The organism is Micromonospora sp. NPDC000668, from assembly GCF_042897975.1.
Lineage (GTDB): Bacteria > Actinomycetota > Actinomycetes > Mycobacteriales > Micromonosporaceae > Micromonospora.
On record NZ_JBIAYP010000010.1, the window covers coordinates 58,434 to 72,737 of the forward strand.

Sequence of the window (14,304 nt, forward strand, 5' to 3'; positions counted from 1 at the left end):
GGCCCGGGCCAGGCTACGACGCCGCCGGAGTGGTGGGGTGGTGCTCCCCGTGGTGGTGCTGGTGCACGACCGCGTGTCCCCTCCCGCGGACGATCAGTGCCCGGTTCACCGGCACGGTGACCACAAAGGCCACCGCCAACGCGCCGGCCAGGCTGCCCCAGAACAGTGGGTCGGCGAGGCCGGCCCGCATGGCGCCCGGCACGGCGAGCATGACGCCGTTGTCCACCACCTCCATGACCGCGATGCTGAGCGTGTCGGCGACCAGGGCCACCCGGATCGCCCGGCCCAGCGGTAGTCCGGAGCGGAGCACCGGGCGGACCGTCAACGCGTAGCCGAAGACGAACGCCAGCGCGACGGCGAGGGCGATGGTGGCCAGGTCGGACCAGCCGAGTGCGGTGCCGATGACCATGCCGAGCACCTCGCCGATGGCGCAGCCGGTCAGGCAGTGCAGGGTGGCGGCGACGGCCAGTCGAGTGAGATTTGCGTTCTCCATGACCCGCAGCCTATACCCCCCGGGGGTACCTGGCCGAGCGACGAGGATCACTCTTTCGTCGAGTTCACCGATCCGGTCGATTACCGACGCGGCGCGCGGGGTACGGCTCGAGTCACCGTCAATCCCCGTGCCGGCAAACGGAACCACGCGCACCGATCGACCGTCATATCTATTTCCATACATGGACACCTTTCTTTGGGACGGTATGGTCATGCCGATTCAGCCGAACGACCGCTACCAGCAGGACCCCGAGCGACTCTGGCGGTCAACGGAGCCCGCCGAACGCTTTCCGGCCCAGCCGCGATACCGCGGAACCCGTACGACGAAAGGCGCGGCCGCCCTGTCCTGGGCGGAGCTGAACAAGCTGCCGGCCGGCAGCTCCACCCGGCCCGGCCTCAACACCCGCTGACTCCGGCAGTACCGACCACGACACACCCGAGCCGTCCAACGCGGGCTTTCGCACACCTGTCGGGTAATTTCTTCTGGTCCGGAATCCCGGCCTACGACAGGAGTAGCTCCGCGCATGGGCAAGAAGACGATCCACGTCTCCGACTTCAGTGGCACGGTTCTGCAGAGCGACGACGAGGTGGTCCGCATCGTCGTCCTGGAGCACCCAGACCTGATCGCCGGGCCCGTGCAACTGGACGCCACCCCGACCGAGGTGGAGAACGTCGATGACGCCGCGCTGGACGTGGCGGTGGTTGAGATCCATGACCGGCATGGCGGCGGCGAGCCGCGCCGGGTGGTGCTGACCGCCAGCGAGTTCGACGCGATGGCCACCGACGTGCCGATGGCGCAGCTACTCAAGACGGCCGAGCGGGTCCGTCCGCCCAAGGCCCGCAAGAGCGCCGAGAAGATCGACTACGGGACGCTGGAACACGCTGGCAAGCCACATCGGGGACGGGTCACCGAGGAGGAGGCCCGACTGGTACGCGAGCAACTCGACGAGGTCAACAAGCGGCTCGCCGACGCGGGCGTACGCCAGATCGACCCAGCCGATCCGGAGCACGCCCTGCGTTACGGTTTCCCGACGCCCTGACCCCGGGAGGTCACTTCTGCCCGGCGACCGCGGCGAGGGCGGCGGCCAGGTCGGCCTCGACGGCGGCCTTCTCCAGCCCGAGGTCGGTGAGCACTCCCGTGCCGTCCTCCTGCTCCAGCAGGGCCAGCAGGATGTGCTCGGTGCCGATGTAGTTGTGGCCGAGCCGCAGCGCCTCCCGGAAGGTCAACTCCAAGGCCTTCTTGCCGCGCGCGTCGTACGGGATGAGGTCCGGCACCTGGTCGGCCGGCGCCGGGAGGGCGGCGCTGACCGTCTCCCGCACGGTCGCCAGCGGTACGCCCCGGCCGACGATCACCCTGGCGGCCAGCGCTTCCGGCTCGGCCAGCAGGCCCAACACCAGGTGCTCCGGGCCGATTTCGGCATGCCGGCTGGCGCGGGCCTCCTCCTGTGAGGCCATCACCACGTTGCGGGCGCGGGGGGTGAACCGGCCGAAGCCAGCGTTCGGGTCGAGCGCCGCCGCCTCGGTCGACGCCTTCGCCACGAAACGCTTCTGCGCGGCCTGCTTGCTGACCCCCATGCTGCGGCCGATGTCGGTCCAGGAAGCGCCCGAGCGCCGCGCCTGATCGACGAAGTGCCCGATCAGGTGGTCGGCGACGTCACCCAGGTGGTCGGCGGCGATCACGGCGTCGGTGAGCTGGTCGAGCGCGTCGGTGTGCGCCTTCTTGATCGCCTGGATCAGGTCGTCGAGGCGAACGGGATTGCTCATCTGAATAGGATCCGTCATGCGTCAACCATAGGTTGACGCTCCCTCGTCGTCAACCTCAAGTTGACGATCGCCGGCAGCCCGGAGTGCGGTGCGGCACCCCGGGCTGCCTCGTCACGGCGCGGTCAGCCCCATGCCTGCGGGGCCGGCTGCCGGGTGGTGACGTTGAGCCGGTTGAAGAAGTTGCTGGTCGCCACCCAGAGCACGATCGCGGCCAACTCCTTCTCGCCGAAGTGCCGAGCCGCCTCCGCCCAGACGTCGTCGGGTACCGCGTCGGCCCGGTCGGCGAGCCGGGTGGCGGCCTCCGCGAGCGCGAGCGCGGCCCGTTCCGCCTCGGTGAAATACGGGGTCTCCCGCCAGGCGGCCACCGAGAACAGACGCTCCTCGGTCTCACCAGCCTTTCGGGCGCCCCGGGCCCCGGAGTCGACGCAGGCACCGCATCCGTTGATCTGACTGACCCGCAGGTGCACCAGCTCCAGCGTGCTGCCCGGCACCCCGACCGAGTGCGCGGCCTTGTAGAGCAGATTGATCGCCTTCACAGCGTCCGGCAGCAGGCCGGCGGGGTTCTGGATGCGCGGTTCGATGATCATTTCTGTCGTCCCATCTTGTTAGGCTGCCCGGCATGTCTCGCCTTACGACGTCCCGGTTGTCAACGGGATGTCGGCCGGCGAGCCGACGGCGTGACAGATGTGTCAGCGGTCACAGGACCGCTCGGGTGCGCCCGGGGGTGGAGAGGTCGTGAGCGAGGCGGACCTGCTGGCCCGACGCTTCGAGGAGAACCGGTCGCGGCTACGGGCGGTCGCCCACCGAATGCTGGGCTCCGGCACCGAGGCCGAGGATGCCGTCCAGGACACCTGGTTACGGCTCAGCCGAGCGGATGTCGCGGGCATCGACAACCTGCCCGGATGGCTGACGACCACCGTCGGCCGGGTCTGCCTGGACCGGCTGCGAACGCGTACCAGCCGTCCCGAACAGCCGTGGGCCACCGCCACACCGGAGCCCGACCCGTCGGACGGCGGGCCGGTCGACCCGGAGCGGGAGGCCATGCTGACCGAGTCGGTCGGCCGAGCGCTCCTGGTCGTCCTGGACACCCTCGCGCCAACCGACCGGTTCGTGTTCGTCCTGCACGACATGTTCGCGGTCTCGTTCGAGGAGATCGCCGCCGTGGTCGATCGCAGTCCCGCCGCCGTCCGCCAGATCGCCAGCCGGGCCCGCCGCAGGGTGCACCAGGACGGGACCGTCCGGGAGACGGACCCGGCGCGTCAGCGGCGGGTGGTCGAGGCCTTCCTCGCCGCCTCGCGGGAGGGCCGGTTCGACGACCTGGTCAGCCTGCTCGACCCGCACGTCGTCATGCGCGCCGATCCGGTGGCCGCGGGCCTGGGTTCGGCCGCCGAGACGCACGGCTCGGCCGCGATCGCCGGCTTCTTCAACGGCCGCGCCCAGGCGGCGTCTCCGGCGTACGTCGACGGGGTACCCGGCGCGGTCGTGAACCTCGGCGGGGATCTCCGGCTCGCGATCAGCTTCATCGTCACCGACCGGATCATCGGCATCGAGGTGGTGGCCGACCCGGCGCAGCTCGCGACGCTCGACCTGACCGTCGGGTAGGTCTATCCCGCCCTGGCGTACTCGGGTAGGCGGCGGGCGACGGCGGCCGGGGAGGGCATGCGGGCGATCTCCTCGGCGATCGTCCGGGCCGCGTCGCGATGTTCGGTGCTCCCCTGGCGCGGCAGCAGCCTCCGGGTGTGTTCGGCGATGGCGTCCGCGTTCACCTCGTCGGGGAGCAGGCGCAGGGCGGCACCGGCGGCGCTGACCGCGTCGGCGTTGGCGAACTGGTCGGCACCCTGCGGCAGGATCAGTTGCGGGACACCGACCGCGAGCGCCCCGAGGGTGGTGCCGCTGCCGCCGTGGTGCACCACCACGTCGACGTACGGCAGCAGCTCCGCCTGGGGCACCCAGGGGTACACGGTCACCTGGTCGGGCACCTCGCCAAGCTGCTCCGGGGGCACCCGACCGGCGGCCACCACCACCCGCGCGTCCAGCGTCGCCAACCCCGCGATGGCGGTGGCCAGCAGCTCCGGCGTGCCGAACGCCGTACCGAGGGTCAGGTAGACCAGTGGCCGGGACGCGTGACGGCTGACCCACGCGGGCAGCGCCGCCGGTGTCGAGAACGGGACCGGTCGCAGCTCGATCCGGCGTTCCGTGGCGAGGAAGTCCTTGTCCTGCAAGGAGGGCGGGCAGATGTCGAGGTGCGGACGGTCAGCGACCTCGCCGGTCTTCGTGGGCAGTTCGAGACCGATGCCGTCGGGGAACATCCGACCGAACCCGTGCCAGAGACCGGGAATGCCGGCACGCTGGGCGGCGATGGCCGCGCCCGGTAGTCCCCATTCGTGCACCACCAGGTCGGGGCGCAACCGGGCCAGTTCCGGTTCGAGATCCTCGGCGTACACCTCGTAGAACGCGTCGCCGGGGCGGAACGGCCGCAGGCCGTTCGCGGCCAGCGGCGCGTGCACCTCCGCACCGGCGGCGAAGTGCACCTCGTGGCCAGCCTCCCGCGCGGCGACCGCCAGCGGGATCAGCGGGTAGGTGTGACCGACGGACGCCAAACTGGCGAACAGCACGCGCATGGCGTCGGACCCTACCCGCCGCACCGTCGGTCCCGTTCCCGCCGGCGGCGCGTATACCGTGGGCTCCGGTCAGGCGCGGTTCACCCGGAGGAAGGGCGGTCATGCGGCTTCACGTGGGATGCGCGATGTGGACCCACAAGTCGTGGCAGGGCCGACTGCTGGCGCATCCGCTTCCACCACAGGAGCGCCTACGGCACTACGCCAGCTGGTGCGACGCCGTCGAGGGAAACACGACCTTCTACGCGACGCCGGCCAGGGACACCGTCACGTCGTGGGCCCGGCAGACCGATCCCGATTTCCGGTTCGTCCTCAAACTTCCCAAGGTCATCACGCACGAACGTCGACTCACCGACTTCGCGGAGCCGCTGCGCGCCTTCCTGGACGCGATCGAGCCGCTCGGCCCACGCACCCACGCCCTCTGGATCCAACTGCCAGGGTCGTTCTCCCCCGCCGACGTCCCGACACTGAGCCGGTTTCTGGGCCAGCTCCCCCGGTCGCACCGGTACGCCGTGGAGGTCCGCCATCCCGCGTTCTTCGACGACCCCCGTGCGGCCCGGCTCCTCGCGGAGGCACTCACCACCGTGGCCGCCGAGTGGATCCCCTTCGACACGACCGCGTTCTTCGCGAGCCCGCCGACCAGCGACGCGGAACGAGATGCCTGGACCAAGAAGCCGCGCGTACCGCTCCGGTCGCTCGCGCTGACCAATCGGCCGATCGTCCGCTACCTCGGTCGCGACGACACCACGCGGACGGTCGAGGGGTGGCAGCGCTGGGTCGACGTCACCGCCGACTGGCTGCGCGAGGGGCGCTCGCCCACGGTGTTCATGCACACCCCGGACAACGCCGACGCGCCCGTGCTCGCCCGCCGCTTCCACGACGAGGTACGGGCCCGCGTACCTGAGCTGGAAGCACTGCCCGAACCGATACCGGTCGAGCCCCTGACCCTCTTCTGACGGGTGCGGCCGCCGACAATTCCCGACCGTGCCCGTCATTGCGGAAGCTCACCTTCCGCAATCGTCGATACCGTGACCCGGAAGACATCGACGAGAGGATGCGTAATGAGCCTGCGAGGATTCGCCACACTCAACATCTGGGCGGACGACGTGGCAGCGGCAACGGCCTGGTACGCGGAGTTCCTGGGCCAGGAGGCGTACTTCCTGCGGTCGGGGCCCGACGGACGCCCGGCCTACACCGAGTTCCGGATCGGCGACTACCAGGGAGAGCTGGGCATCATCGACCGCAGGTACGCGCCGCCCGGCGCGAACGGGCCCGGCGGCGCGGTCATGCACTGGCACGTCGACGACCTCGACGCCACCGTGCAGCGCCTGCTGGCGATGGGCGCCACGGCGTACCAGCCGATCACCCCGCACGGGGACGAGGGGTTCGTCACGGCCGCGGTGGTCGACCCGTTCGGCAACGTGCTGGGCGTCATGAACAACCCGCACTACCTCGACGTCCTCTCCTCAATGAAGCCGGCATGACGTGGACGTCCTCGACTTTCCCGATGCCGAGGCATGGGAGTCCTGGCTCGCCGCGCGGCACGAGGTGCGGGGCGAGGCGTGGCTGCGGATCGCCAAGCGACACTCCGGGCTCGCCTCGATCGCGATCGCGGACGCGCTCGACGTGGCCCTCTGCTACGGCTGGATCGACGGCCACCGTAAGGGCCTCGACGACGTCTCGTTCCTCCAGCGGTACTCGCGCCGACGCCCGCGGAGTTCGTGGTCGCAGGTCAACGTGGCGAAAGTCGAAGCGCTGACGGCGGCCGGCCGGATGCGGGCCGCCGGGCTCGCGGAAGTCGCGGCCGCCGAGGCCGACGGCCGATGGGAGGCGGCGTACGAGTCGCAGCGCACCGCCGAGGTGCCGCCCGATCTCACGGCCGCGTTGACCGGTGACTCCCGCGCATCTGCCGCGTTCGAACGGCTCGGCCGATCCGCCCGGTACGCCGTGATCCTTCCGCTACTCAAGGCCCGTACCCCGGAAACGCGGGCGAAGCTCCTCGCCCAGACGGTCGCACGGCTGGTGGCTCAGGAGTAAGCAGTGTCCCTTGGGATGTCAGGGGTCAGTGGTACGACTGGCGATGACAGAGGTGCCGGTTGACCGAGGAGGCGTACGTGGAAACGCGAGAGGCGGCCCAACGGTGGGCCAGGACCTGGACCGATGCCTGGCCGGTCAGAGACGTTGAGGCGCTCACCGCCCTGCAGAGCGAGAGCGGCGACCACTGGGCCTCGATGTTTCGTCCGTACCGTGGGCGGTCCGGCCTTCGGGTCTATCTGGAGGAGTGCTTCGCCGAGGAGACCCGCCCCGCGCAGGTGTGGTTCGCCGAGCCGCAGGTCGACGGCGATGCGGCGGCGGTGGAGTACTGGGCGGTGATCCACGTCAAGGACAAACCCGTGACCGTCTCCGGCTGCACGCTGCTGCGCTTCGACGAGGCGGGCCTCGTGGCCGAGGCTCGCGACTACTCGGACGTCAAGGAGGGCAACCACGCACCGCCGGCCGGCCTGTTCGAGTGACGCGCGGAGCTGGCTCAGTCCTCCTCCTCCCAACCCACCGCCCGCCGCACCATGCTGGCCGCGGTGCGGGCATCCAGCCCGCTGGCGATGAGCAGATCGTGCGCGGCTGTCCGGATCTCCCCCACGGCGACCAGCCCCGAGTAGTGCAATCGGTGGGGGTGCGGGCCGCCGCTGTCCCGTGACGACCCCCCCTGCGCCTGCCCGGCCAGCTCGACGGCCGTCAGGATCTGCTCACGCGCCTCCCGCGGCTCCTCACTGGCCTGGATCGTCCACCTCAGGGTCAGCAAAGCGGCGGCCAGCAGGTCGATGGCCGCGGGAAACTCCTCCGGTATCGGTTCACCGTCCTTGAGGGCTGTCGTGAGTCGTCTCGCCATGGACCGGCAGCTGTGCAGGCTGCGCTCAAGATGCTGGATGGACTCCGTGTGGAAGGCCAGGGATTGTCGCTCACGCCAGCGCAAGGGCGCCAAGCGCACCACCTCCTGGGCTGCGCTGAGCCCCTCGTTCAGCGCGTTGACCTGCGGGCCGAGATTCCGCAACTCGCGCAGGCTCTGCTCGGCCTCGCCAAGGTCGCGGGCGCGCAGCGCCGCAGCCAGCTTATGCATGGCGGCGGCCCCCGGGCCGACGACGGGTTCGGCAAGCCGCAGCACCGTCTTCTGCGGGTGGATGGGCACCAACAGCAGACCGACCGCCAGCCCGACCAGCCCGCCGACTGCGGCGTCGACGAAGCGGGGGATGGACAGTTCGCGTACGGGCGGCTCCAGGGTGGCGATGAGCACCGCGGTACCACCGGCCTGGGTGAGCAGGGAACCACCACCCTTGAGCAGTACGGCGACGATGATCGCCAGCACGACGACCACGCCGGTCTGCCAGGGACCGATGCCGAACAGCGGCATGAGCGTGTCACCGACGGCGAGCCCGAGGACGACCCCGATCAGCAACTCGACGGTGCGCCGCAGGCGTGATCCCATCGCGGCGGCCACGATGCCGACCGCGGTGGTGGGTGCGACGACCGGGGAGGCATTGTCCAGGAACTCGTACGCCACGAACCAGGCGATCGTCGCCGCGACGCCGGCCTGCAGGGCGAGCAGACCGTACAGGCGTAACCGCCAGGCACGGGAGCGTAACGCGCGCTGCCCACGCTCCCGCAGGCCAGCAAACGTCAGGGCAGCCCGAACGCGCCCGTGTGGGGCCGGGTCGAATTCGGCTGCCGGCTCCTCGCTCCCGGGCACGCGCGCCGCTTACCCACCGAACGCGAAGCTATCCGGCGAGACCACGCCCGCGCGAAGAAACAGTGCGGGGCACCCACCGTCAGACTCGACGGCGAATGCCCGGCACACGGTGGAGATCAGCTCAGTGAGCTGGCCCGGCCTCAGGGATTCCAGTACACGAAGACGCGGGCACGGTCGAAGCGCTGGACGATCAGGTCGTCACGTTGGATCGCAGCTCGACCGGATCGTCGATAACGGTCGAGGGTGCTCGTCATCGCCAGGTGTTGCGGGTCATGACGTTGTTGACGGCTCGATGAGGTCTGCCTGGTTGGCTGCGGCCCATTGGGCCAGTTGTGCGAGTGGGCCGTTGGCGAACGACCCACCCAAAGGCGAGAGCTGATAGACGGCGGCGTGGCTTCCCGGCGGCCGCTCGCCGTTGCCCTGCCGGACGACCAGTCCCCGCGCTCGAAGGCGGTGCAATGCCTGCGTCAGGACCTTGTCGCTGATGCCTGTGATGCGTACCAACAGGTCGTTGCGTCTCGTTGGGCCGGCGCGTAGCGCTGACAGGACTACCGGATCCCACGTGTGGTTGATGAGTTCAACTGCCGCGCGGACATGACAGTCCGAGACAAACGTCTGGCAGGTGCCGTCGATCATCGTTCCAGTTTCGCAGGATCTCTCCCACCAAACGGTAGGAAGCTGCCTCCTAACGTTCCCCAGGTCGTCCCACAGATGAAGGAGATCGCGGTGAACGTAGGAATCCTGGGAACGGGCAACCTCGCTGTAGCGCTTGGCCGAGTGTGGGCGGGAGCTGGCCATCTGGTCGTGGTAACAGGGCGCAACCCGGAAAACGCCAGTCGGGCTGCTGGCCAGATCGGCGGCGCAGCCCAGGCTGTCGGTCCCGCCGACTTCGCAGCACAGGTCGAGGTGGTCGTGGTCGCGGTCGCGTGGGAGGGCCTGGAGGAGGCGCTCTCCCTCGTCGGTGGTGCTGACGGCTCACTGAGCGGGGTTACGGTGATCGACTGCACGAACGCTGTCGACTACGCCACCGGGCAGCTGAAGCCGACGTCGGGCTCGGCAGGAGAGCTTGTCGCTCGCGTTGCGCCGGGCGCTCACGTCGTCAAAGCATTCCACTTGTTCGCTGGAGCGTCTTGGCCCTACGCAGGACCGCGCGACTCTGCGCCGGTCGTGGCGATCTGCGGCGACCAGCCCGAGGCGCTTGAACGCGCCGGCAGGCTGACTGAGGATCTTGGTGCGCGGACTGCCGTGGTTGGTGGGCTGGCCAGTGCACGTCAGTTGGAGGAGGCCGCAGGATTCGTCATGCGTGTCGTGGCGGCAGGGTGGAACCCCAGGCTCGCCGTCCCCGATGTGGATCCGGCGTTGCTGAACGCAGGATCGGCCACGGCCAACTGACCGACCAGGCCACCGGAGGAGGTCGCGACCTGACGTCGCGGCCTCCTCCGTACGATCCTCGCGGCCGGGGCGTTGTCTCGCTGGGGTGGCGTGCCTTCGCTGCTGGGTTCGCGTACTGCGAACGGCCTGTCGTTCCGTGCGGGGGTGAATTGTGATCAGGGTGCTGTTGGCCGAGGACATGCATCTCATCAGGGATGCGTTGGCCGCGCTGATCGAGCTGGAAGAGGACATGCGTGTCGTCGGAAGGGTGGCCACGGGAGAGGCAGCCGTGGCGTTGGGGCTGGAGCTACGGCCCGAGGTGGTGGTGCTGGACATTCAGATGCCAGGCCGGCTGGACGGACTGGACGCGGCGCGGGAGTTGCGGGAGCGCGCACCGGAATGCGGGCTGCTGATGCTGACCTCGATGGGAAACCCGGAATTGCTACGCAGGGCGCTGGCGATCGGTGCCCGTGGGTTCATGGTGAAGGACGCGCCGCCAGCGCGGTTGGCCGAGGCCATTCGCAGGGTGGCAGCGGGCGAGACCGTCGTGGACCCCAACCTGGCGGCCGCGGCGATCGCGGGACGACCCAATCCGCTGAGCCAACGCGAGGCGCAGGTGTTGCGCCGGGCGGGCGAAGGGGCGGAACTGGCCGAGATCGCGGCGGAGTTCTTTCTCAGCAAGGGGACGGTGCGCAACTACCTGGGAGCGATCGTCACCAAGTTAGACGCACGAAACCGGCTCGACGCTGTCCGCATCGCGGTCGAGAACGGCTGGATATAGGACGCTCAACCGGTATTCGCCGAGGTCACCACCGATGTTGAGGGTGCCGCCCGCGGCGGTCACGCGAGCGGTCAGGTTCGCCGTTCCGCTGCCACTTCCGCGGGCGGCGCGGGCTCCGTCGTTGGCGATGACGAGGCCGTCGGGGGTGATCTGGATGAGGCAATGGGTGGCGGTGCTGTGCCGTAGCACGTTGGTGACGGCTTCGCGTACGACGATCGCCAGCAGCGCGTCGTCGCGCCCCGAGGTGCGGCGTACGTCAGTCCTGATCCCGGCCGCTTCCAGGAGCGAACGAGCCGATTCCAGCTCGGCGGTGAGCGACAGCCGCAGGTCCGGGTCGGCCGGGATGGCGCGCAGCGAGGCCAGGGACTGGCGGGCAATTCCGGCGATGTCGTCGAGCTGCTCGCGTGCCGCTTCCGACGCGAGCCGGTCAGCGAGTTCGGCCTTGACTGTGATGGCGGAGAGGCCGTACCCCAGTAGGTCGTGGACGTCGCGGGAGATGCGCCGCCGCTCGTTGGCAGCGGCGATCGCGGCGAGCGCCTGACGGGCATCGCGGGCGTCGAGCACCAGTGCGGTCTGTGCGGCGAGGCCGGCGAACATGACAGCGACGGCGATGGTGTTGAACGTCCAGAAGACGTTCTCGGCGGCAGCATAACCGCGGACGGCGAGCACCCCTGGAGTGGCGAGGAGGACCATCGCGACCACGGGCCACCAGGCCCGGCCGGCAATCAGGAACGCGGCTGCGGCGAACCCGGCGACGTGGGGATAGGGCTGCCCCGGGTAGAGCAGGGCGGCGGCCGTGGCGGGCAGGAGCGCGACGGCAGCCCAGGGGACGCGCCGGGGCGGCGACCCAGCCTGGCGGGGCAGCCCATGGACCAGGTGCAGCCCGAGGATGACCGCGAGGAGGAGGGACGGCGCCGGACGTCCCGCCAGATAGATCAGCCCGGTCACGACGAAGCCGACGTGCACGGCGACGAAAATCGGCACGGCGAGCCGGGGCGGCAGGTCCGGCTCGGGAACCGGCCGCGCCGAGGTCAGCGGGACAGCCCTGGCAGTGGCCGCCGCAGAGCGGGAAACCTCGGCGATGCGGACGGTGCCGCCGCGCCCGGCCAGGGCAATGATCGTCGACAGGGCAGCCCCGACCGCAGTCTCCAGATCACCAGCGGCCCGCGCCCGCTCGGCCTCGACCGACCGCGCCGCGAGCTCGGCGCGGGTGGCCTGGACGGCGGCGCGCGTGTCACCGAGCCGGGTCACCCCGAACAGAACCAGACCTTGGGCGCCGGCATTCAACATCGCGAGCGCGATCTCGAACGGCGTCGCGGGCGCGAGCAGGGCCGCCACCACAGTCACCGTCGCGAACAGTATCCAACGGACCGCGCCACGTGTGATGAGCAGCGCGGACGCCGCCACCATCCCCGCCGCGCCAGGCCCCGCCCACGGAAGGAGGAGGACTTGCGCCGCGAGCGTCCAGCGGTTGCGCCATGGAGTCAGGCAGTGCAGCAGTTGCAGGCCCAGCACGAGGGCGAACGGCAGGCTCGGCACCGGATGGAGCGGATCAAAGGCGACGCCGGCGAGGACCACCAGAACGATCAACGCGCTTCGCACCAGATGTCCCAACCATGCATTCTCCATGGCGGATCGAGGTGCCTGACACTGATGCCGGAGAGGCCCCGCTCGGCACGCTGAGCACATGAAGAAAGCGCTCGTCTCCGCCTTCGCCCTGCTCAGCCTACAGGCGAGCCCTGTGCACGCGGCCGGCGCCGAGGGCATCGGCGCGACACTCGACCGGATAGTGCCCGCGATGCTCGCCGCGGACAGGATCCCTGGCGCCGCCGTCGTGGTCGTGCAGAACGGGCAGACGGTTTTCAGCAAGGGCTACGGCGTCGCCGACGTCACCACAGTCCGTCCCGTCGACGTCACGACGCCGTTCCTCACCGGCTCGCTGGCCAAGGTATTCACCGCCGAGGCCGTACTGCGCCTGGCCGGTGAGGGCCGCGTCGACCTGGACGCGGACGTCAACCGATACCTCACCGATTTCCAGATCAAGGACACCTTTCCGGGGCACCCGGTGACCCTGGAGGATCTGCTCACGCACACCGCCGGTTTCGATGACGACATCGTCGGCTTGGCCAAGGAAGACCCCTCCGACCTTCCGTCGCTGGCCGAGAGCGTCAAGGATCGCCAGCCGCGCCGGGTCCGTCCGCCCGGAACCCGCATCGCGTACGACAACTACGGCCTCGCCCTCGCCGGCCGTATCGTCGAGGTCAGGTCCGGCCAGCCGTACGCCAGCTACGTCGCCGACCACGTGTTCGCCACCCACGGGATGACCACCTCCACCGTCGCCCTTCCCCACCCCGCGGCCGTGGGGGCGCGACTCGCCCGCGGCTACCGACCGGACGGCGACGGGTACGCCGAACAGACGGGCCAGTACGCCCCCTGGACGCCATCCGGCACGGGTCCCGCTGTCACGCCTGCCGACATGGCCCGGTACATGACCGACCAGCTCGACGGCGACCCGATCGCCCGGCAGATGCAGCAGCGTCACTTCACGGCCGATGACCGGATGCCCGGCATGGGCTACGTCCTCGAAGAGCGCCCTCGTAACGGATCGCGGCTCCTCTACAAGGACGGCGACGTTCCCGGCTACCACAACGCCATGGCACTCCTGCCTGACCAGAAGTTCGGCGTCTACGTCGTCGTCAACGGAGACGGCACCGCCGGGGCCGCCACCTGGGACGTCCAGAAGGTCGTCAACACGATCGTCGACGAGAGTTTTCCGGGCACCTCGGCGCCGTCGCGGGCTGGGCTCACCACCGACGTCTCCCGTTACGCGGGCTCCTACCGCTCCGCCCGCACCAGCCAGACCAGCCTGATGAAGGCGTCGACGCTGTTCTCCGTACCGACCGTGAAGGCCAACCCTGACGGCACGCTCACCAGCACCGGGCTGTCCCCGGATCCTGACCGGTCCACGCAACACTGGGTTCAGATCGGTCCTGGCCTCTTCCAGGAACGCGACGGTCAGGCCCGCATCTCCTTCCCCGAGGACGGGCTCCTGGTCTCCTCCGCGATCCCCTCCGAGGTCTACGAAAAGCTCGCCTGGTACGACACCCCGACCGCTGGCCTGCCGCTGTTCGCCATCGGCGCGCTCGCCCTCCTCCTCGCCGCCCTCGGTCTGCCCATCGCGGCTGTTGTCCGACGCGCACGCCGGGCCCGATCATCGCTCCCGGCTCGCCTGGCCGGTTACACCGCCTGGGTCAGCGCTGCCTTGACCACCGCGTTTCTCGTGGGGTTCGCCCTGGTGATGGTCGACCCGAATGTCGTCATGGCGGCGCTCCCCCTCGGCTCGCCAAGCCTCATGGCCCTTCCGGTCCTGGCGACGCTGTCCCTGGTGTTCGCCGTGCCCATGGTCCCGGCCACGGCCCTGGCCTGGCGGGGCCGCTGGTGGGGTCCCACCACCCGGATCTCCTACACCCTGCTCACGGTGGCGGCAGCGGGATTCTTCACGGTCGCGTTCGACTACCGCCTCCTGCTCTTCTAGA

General features: G+C 70.0%; 17 protein-coding genes. 10 read left to right on the top strand and 7 right to left on the bottom strand.

The genetic code is table 11. The annotated features are described in order from the left end of the window. Positions 1-13 precede the first annotated feature (13 nt). A complete protein-coding gene (locus ACFY29_RS34350; protein WP_386992856.1) occupies positions 14-493 on the bottom strand; it encodes a DUF4396 domain-containing protein in 480 nt (159 codons plus the stop codon). 211 nt (positions 494-704) lie between these two features. On the opposite strand from ACFY29_RS34350, the gene ACFY29_RS34355 reads away from it, so the two are divergent. Together ACFY29_RS34355 and ACFY29_RS34360 are read left to right on the top strand one after the other, a co-directional pair. After that, positions 705-902 carry a DNA repair protein gene (locus ACFY29_RS34355; protein WP_386992858.1) on the top strand — a complete coding sequence of 66 codons (198 nt, stop codon included), beginning with the start codon at positions 705-707 and terminating at the stop codon, positions 900-902. A gap of 114 nt (positions 903-1,016) precedes the next feature. Continuing rightward, positions 1,017-1,532 carry a hypothetical protein gene (locus ACFY29_RS34360; RefSeq protein WP_328424249.1) on the top strand — a complete coding sequence of 172 codons (516 nt, stop codon included), beginning with the start codon at positions 1,017-1,019 and terminating at the stop codon, positions 1,530-1,532. Positions 1,533-1,542: 10 nt separating this feature from the next. Here ACFY29_RS34360 and ACFY29_RS34365 read toward each other — a convergent pair whose 3' ends face one another. Together ACFY29_RS34365 and ACFY29_RS34370 are read right to left on the bottom strand one after the other, a co-directional pair. Beyond that, positions 1,543-2,274, bottom strand: a complete 732-nt coding sequence (locus tag ACFY29_RS34365; RefSeq protein ID WP_386992861.1) for a Clp protease N-terminal domain-containing protein — start codon at positions 2,272-2,274, stop codon at positions 1,543-1,545. A 104-nt stretch (positions 2,275-2,378) separates the two neighbouring features. Continuing rightward, positions 2,379-2,843, bottom strand: a complete 465-nt coding sequence (locus tag ACFY29_RS34370; RefSeq protein ID WP_355606306.1) for a carboxymuconolactone decarboxylase family protein — start codon at positions 2,841-2,843, stop codon at positions 2,379-2,381. A 148-nt stretch (positions 2,844-2,991) separates the two neighbouring features. On the opposite strand from ACFY29_RS34370, the gene ACFY29_RS34375 reads away from it, so the two are divergent. Continuing rightward, positions 2,992-3,858 (top strand): sigma-70 family RNA polymerase sigma factor, encoded by an 867-nt coding sequence (locus ACFY29_RS34375; protein ID WP_386992864.1) that lies wholly within the window; start codon positions 2,992-2,994, stop codon positions 3,856-3,858. Between the two features lie 2 nt (positions 3,859-3,860). Here the strand turns inward: ACFY29_RS34375 and ACFY29_RS34380 are convergent, their stop codons facing one another. Further along, complete coding sequence (locus tag ACFY29_RS34380) at positions 3,861-4,877, bottom strand: glycosyltransferase (RefSeq protein ID WP_386992866.1); 1,017 nt, start codon at positions 4,875-4,877, stop codon at positions 3,861-3,863. Between the two features lie 125 nt (positions 4,878-5,002). Between ACFY29_RS34380 and ACFY29_RS34385 the strand changes: the two genes are divergently transcribed. From ACFY29_RS34385 to ACFY29_RS34400, 4 genes are all read left to right on the top strand, one after another. Continuing rightward, entirely contained in the window at positions 5,003-5,830 is an 828-nt protein-coding gene (locus ACFY29_RS34385) for a DUF72 domain-containing protein (RefSeq protein WP_386992868.1), read from the top strand. A gap of 105 nt (positions 5,831-5,935) precedes the next feature. Beyond that, the gene (locus ACFY29_RS34390) at positions 5,936-6,358 is read left to right on the top strand and encodes a VOC family protein (protein ID WP_386992871.1); all 423 of its coding nucleotides are present in this window, start codon (positions 5,936-5,938) and stop codon (positions 6,356-6,358) included. 1 nt (position 6,359) lies between these two features. Further along, positions 6,360-6,911, top strand: coding sequence for a YdeI family protein (locus ACFY29_RS34395; protein WP_386992873.1), 552 nt, complete (start codon positions 6,360-6,362; stop codon positions 6,909-6,911). 77 nt (positions 6,912-6,988) lie between these two features. Next, the gene (locus ACFY29_RS34400) at positions 6,989-7,387 is read left to right on the top strand and encodes a nuclear transport factor 2 family protein (protein WP_386992875.1); all 399 of its coding nucleotides are present in this window, start codon (positions 6,989-6,991) and stop codon (positions 7,385-7,387) included. Between the two features lie 14 nt (positions 7,388-7,401). Here ACFY29_RS34400 and ACFY29_RS34405 read toward each other — a convergent pair whose 3' ends face one another. After that, positions 7,402-8,616 carry an aromatic acid exporter family protein gene (locus ACFY29_RS34405; RefSeq protein WP_386992877.1) on the bottom strand — a complete coding sequence of 405 codons (1,215 nt, stop codon included), beginning with the start codon at positions 8,614-8,616 and terminating at the stop codon, positions 7,402-7,404. 270 nt (positions 8,617-8,886) lie between these two features. Further along, positions 8,887-9,252, bottom strand: coding sequence for a winged helix-turn-helix transcriptional regulator (locus ACFY29_RS34410; protein ID WP_386992879.1), 366 nt, complete (start codon positions 9,250-9,252; stop codon positions 8,887-8,889). Between the two features lie 75 nt (positions 9,253-9,327). Between ACFY29_RS34410 and ACFY29_RS34415 the strand changes: the two genes are divergently transcribed. Further along, entirely contained in the window at positions 9,328-10,008 is a 681-nt protein-coding gene (locus tag ACFY29_RS34415; RefSeq protein WP_386992881.1) for an NADPH-dependent F420 reductase, read from the top strand. Between the two features lie 151 nt (positions 10,009-10,159). After that, the gene (locus ACFY29_RS34420; RefSeq protein ID WP_386992883.1) at positions 10,160-10,768 is read left to right on the top strand and encodes a DNA-binding response regulator; all 609 of its coding nucleotides are present in this window, start codon (positions 10,160-10,162) and stop codon (positions 10,766-10,768) included. Here the strand turns inward: ACFY29_RS34420 and ACFY29_RS34425 are convergent. After that, positions 10,709-12,382, bottom strand: a complete 1,674-nt coding sequence (locus tag ACFY29_RS34425) for a sensor histidine kinase (protein WP_386992885.1) — start codon at positions 12,380-12,382, stop codon at positions 10,709-10,711. The two genes, ACFY29_RS34420 and ACFY29_RS34425, sit on opposite strands and share 60 nt — an antisense overlap. A 73-nt stretch (positions 12,383-12,455) precedes the next feature. On the opposite strand from ACFY29_RS34425, the gene ACFY29_RS34430 reads away from it, so the two are divergent. Then, on the top strand, positions 12,456-14,303 hold the full coding sequence (locus tag ACFY29_RS34430) for a serine hydrolase domain-containing protein (protein ID WP_386992887.1): 1,848 nt from the start codon (positions 12,456-12,458) through the stop codon (positions 14,301-14,303). The last annotated feature ends 1 nt before the right edge of the window (position 14,304 follow it).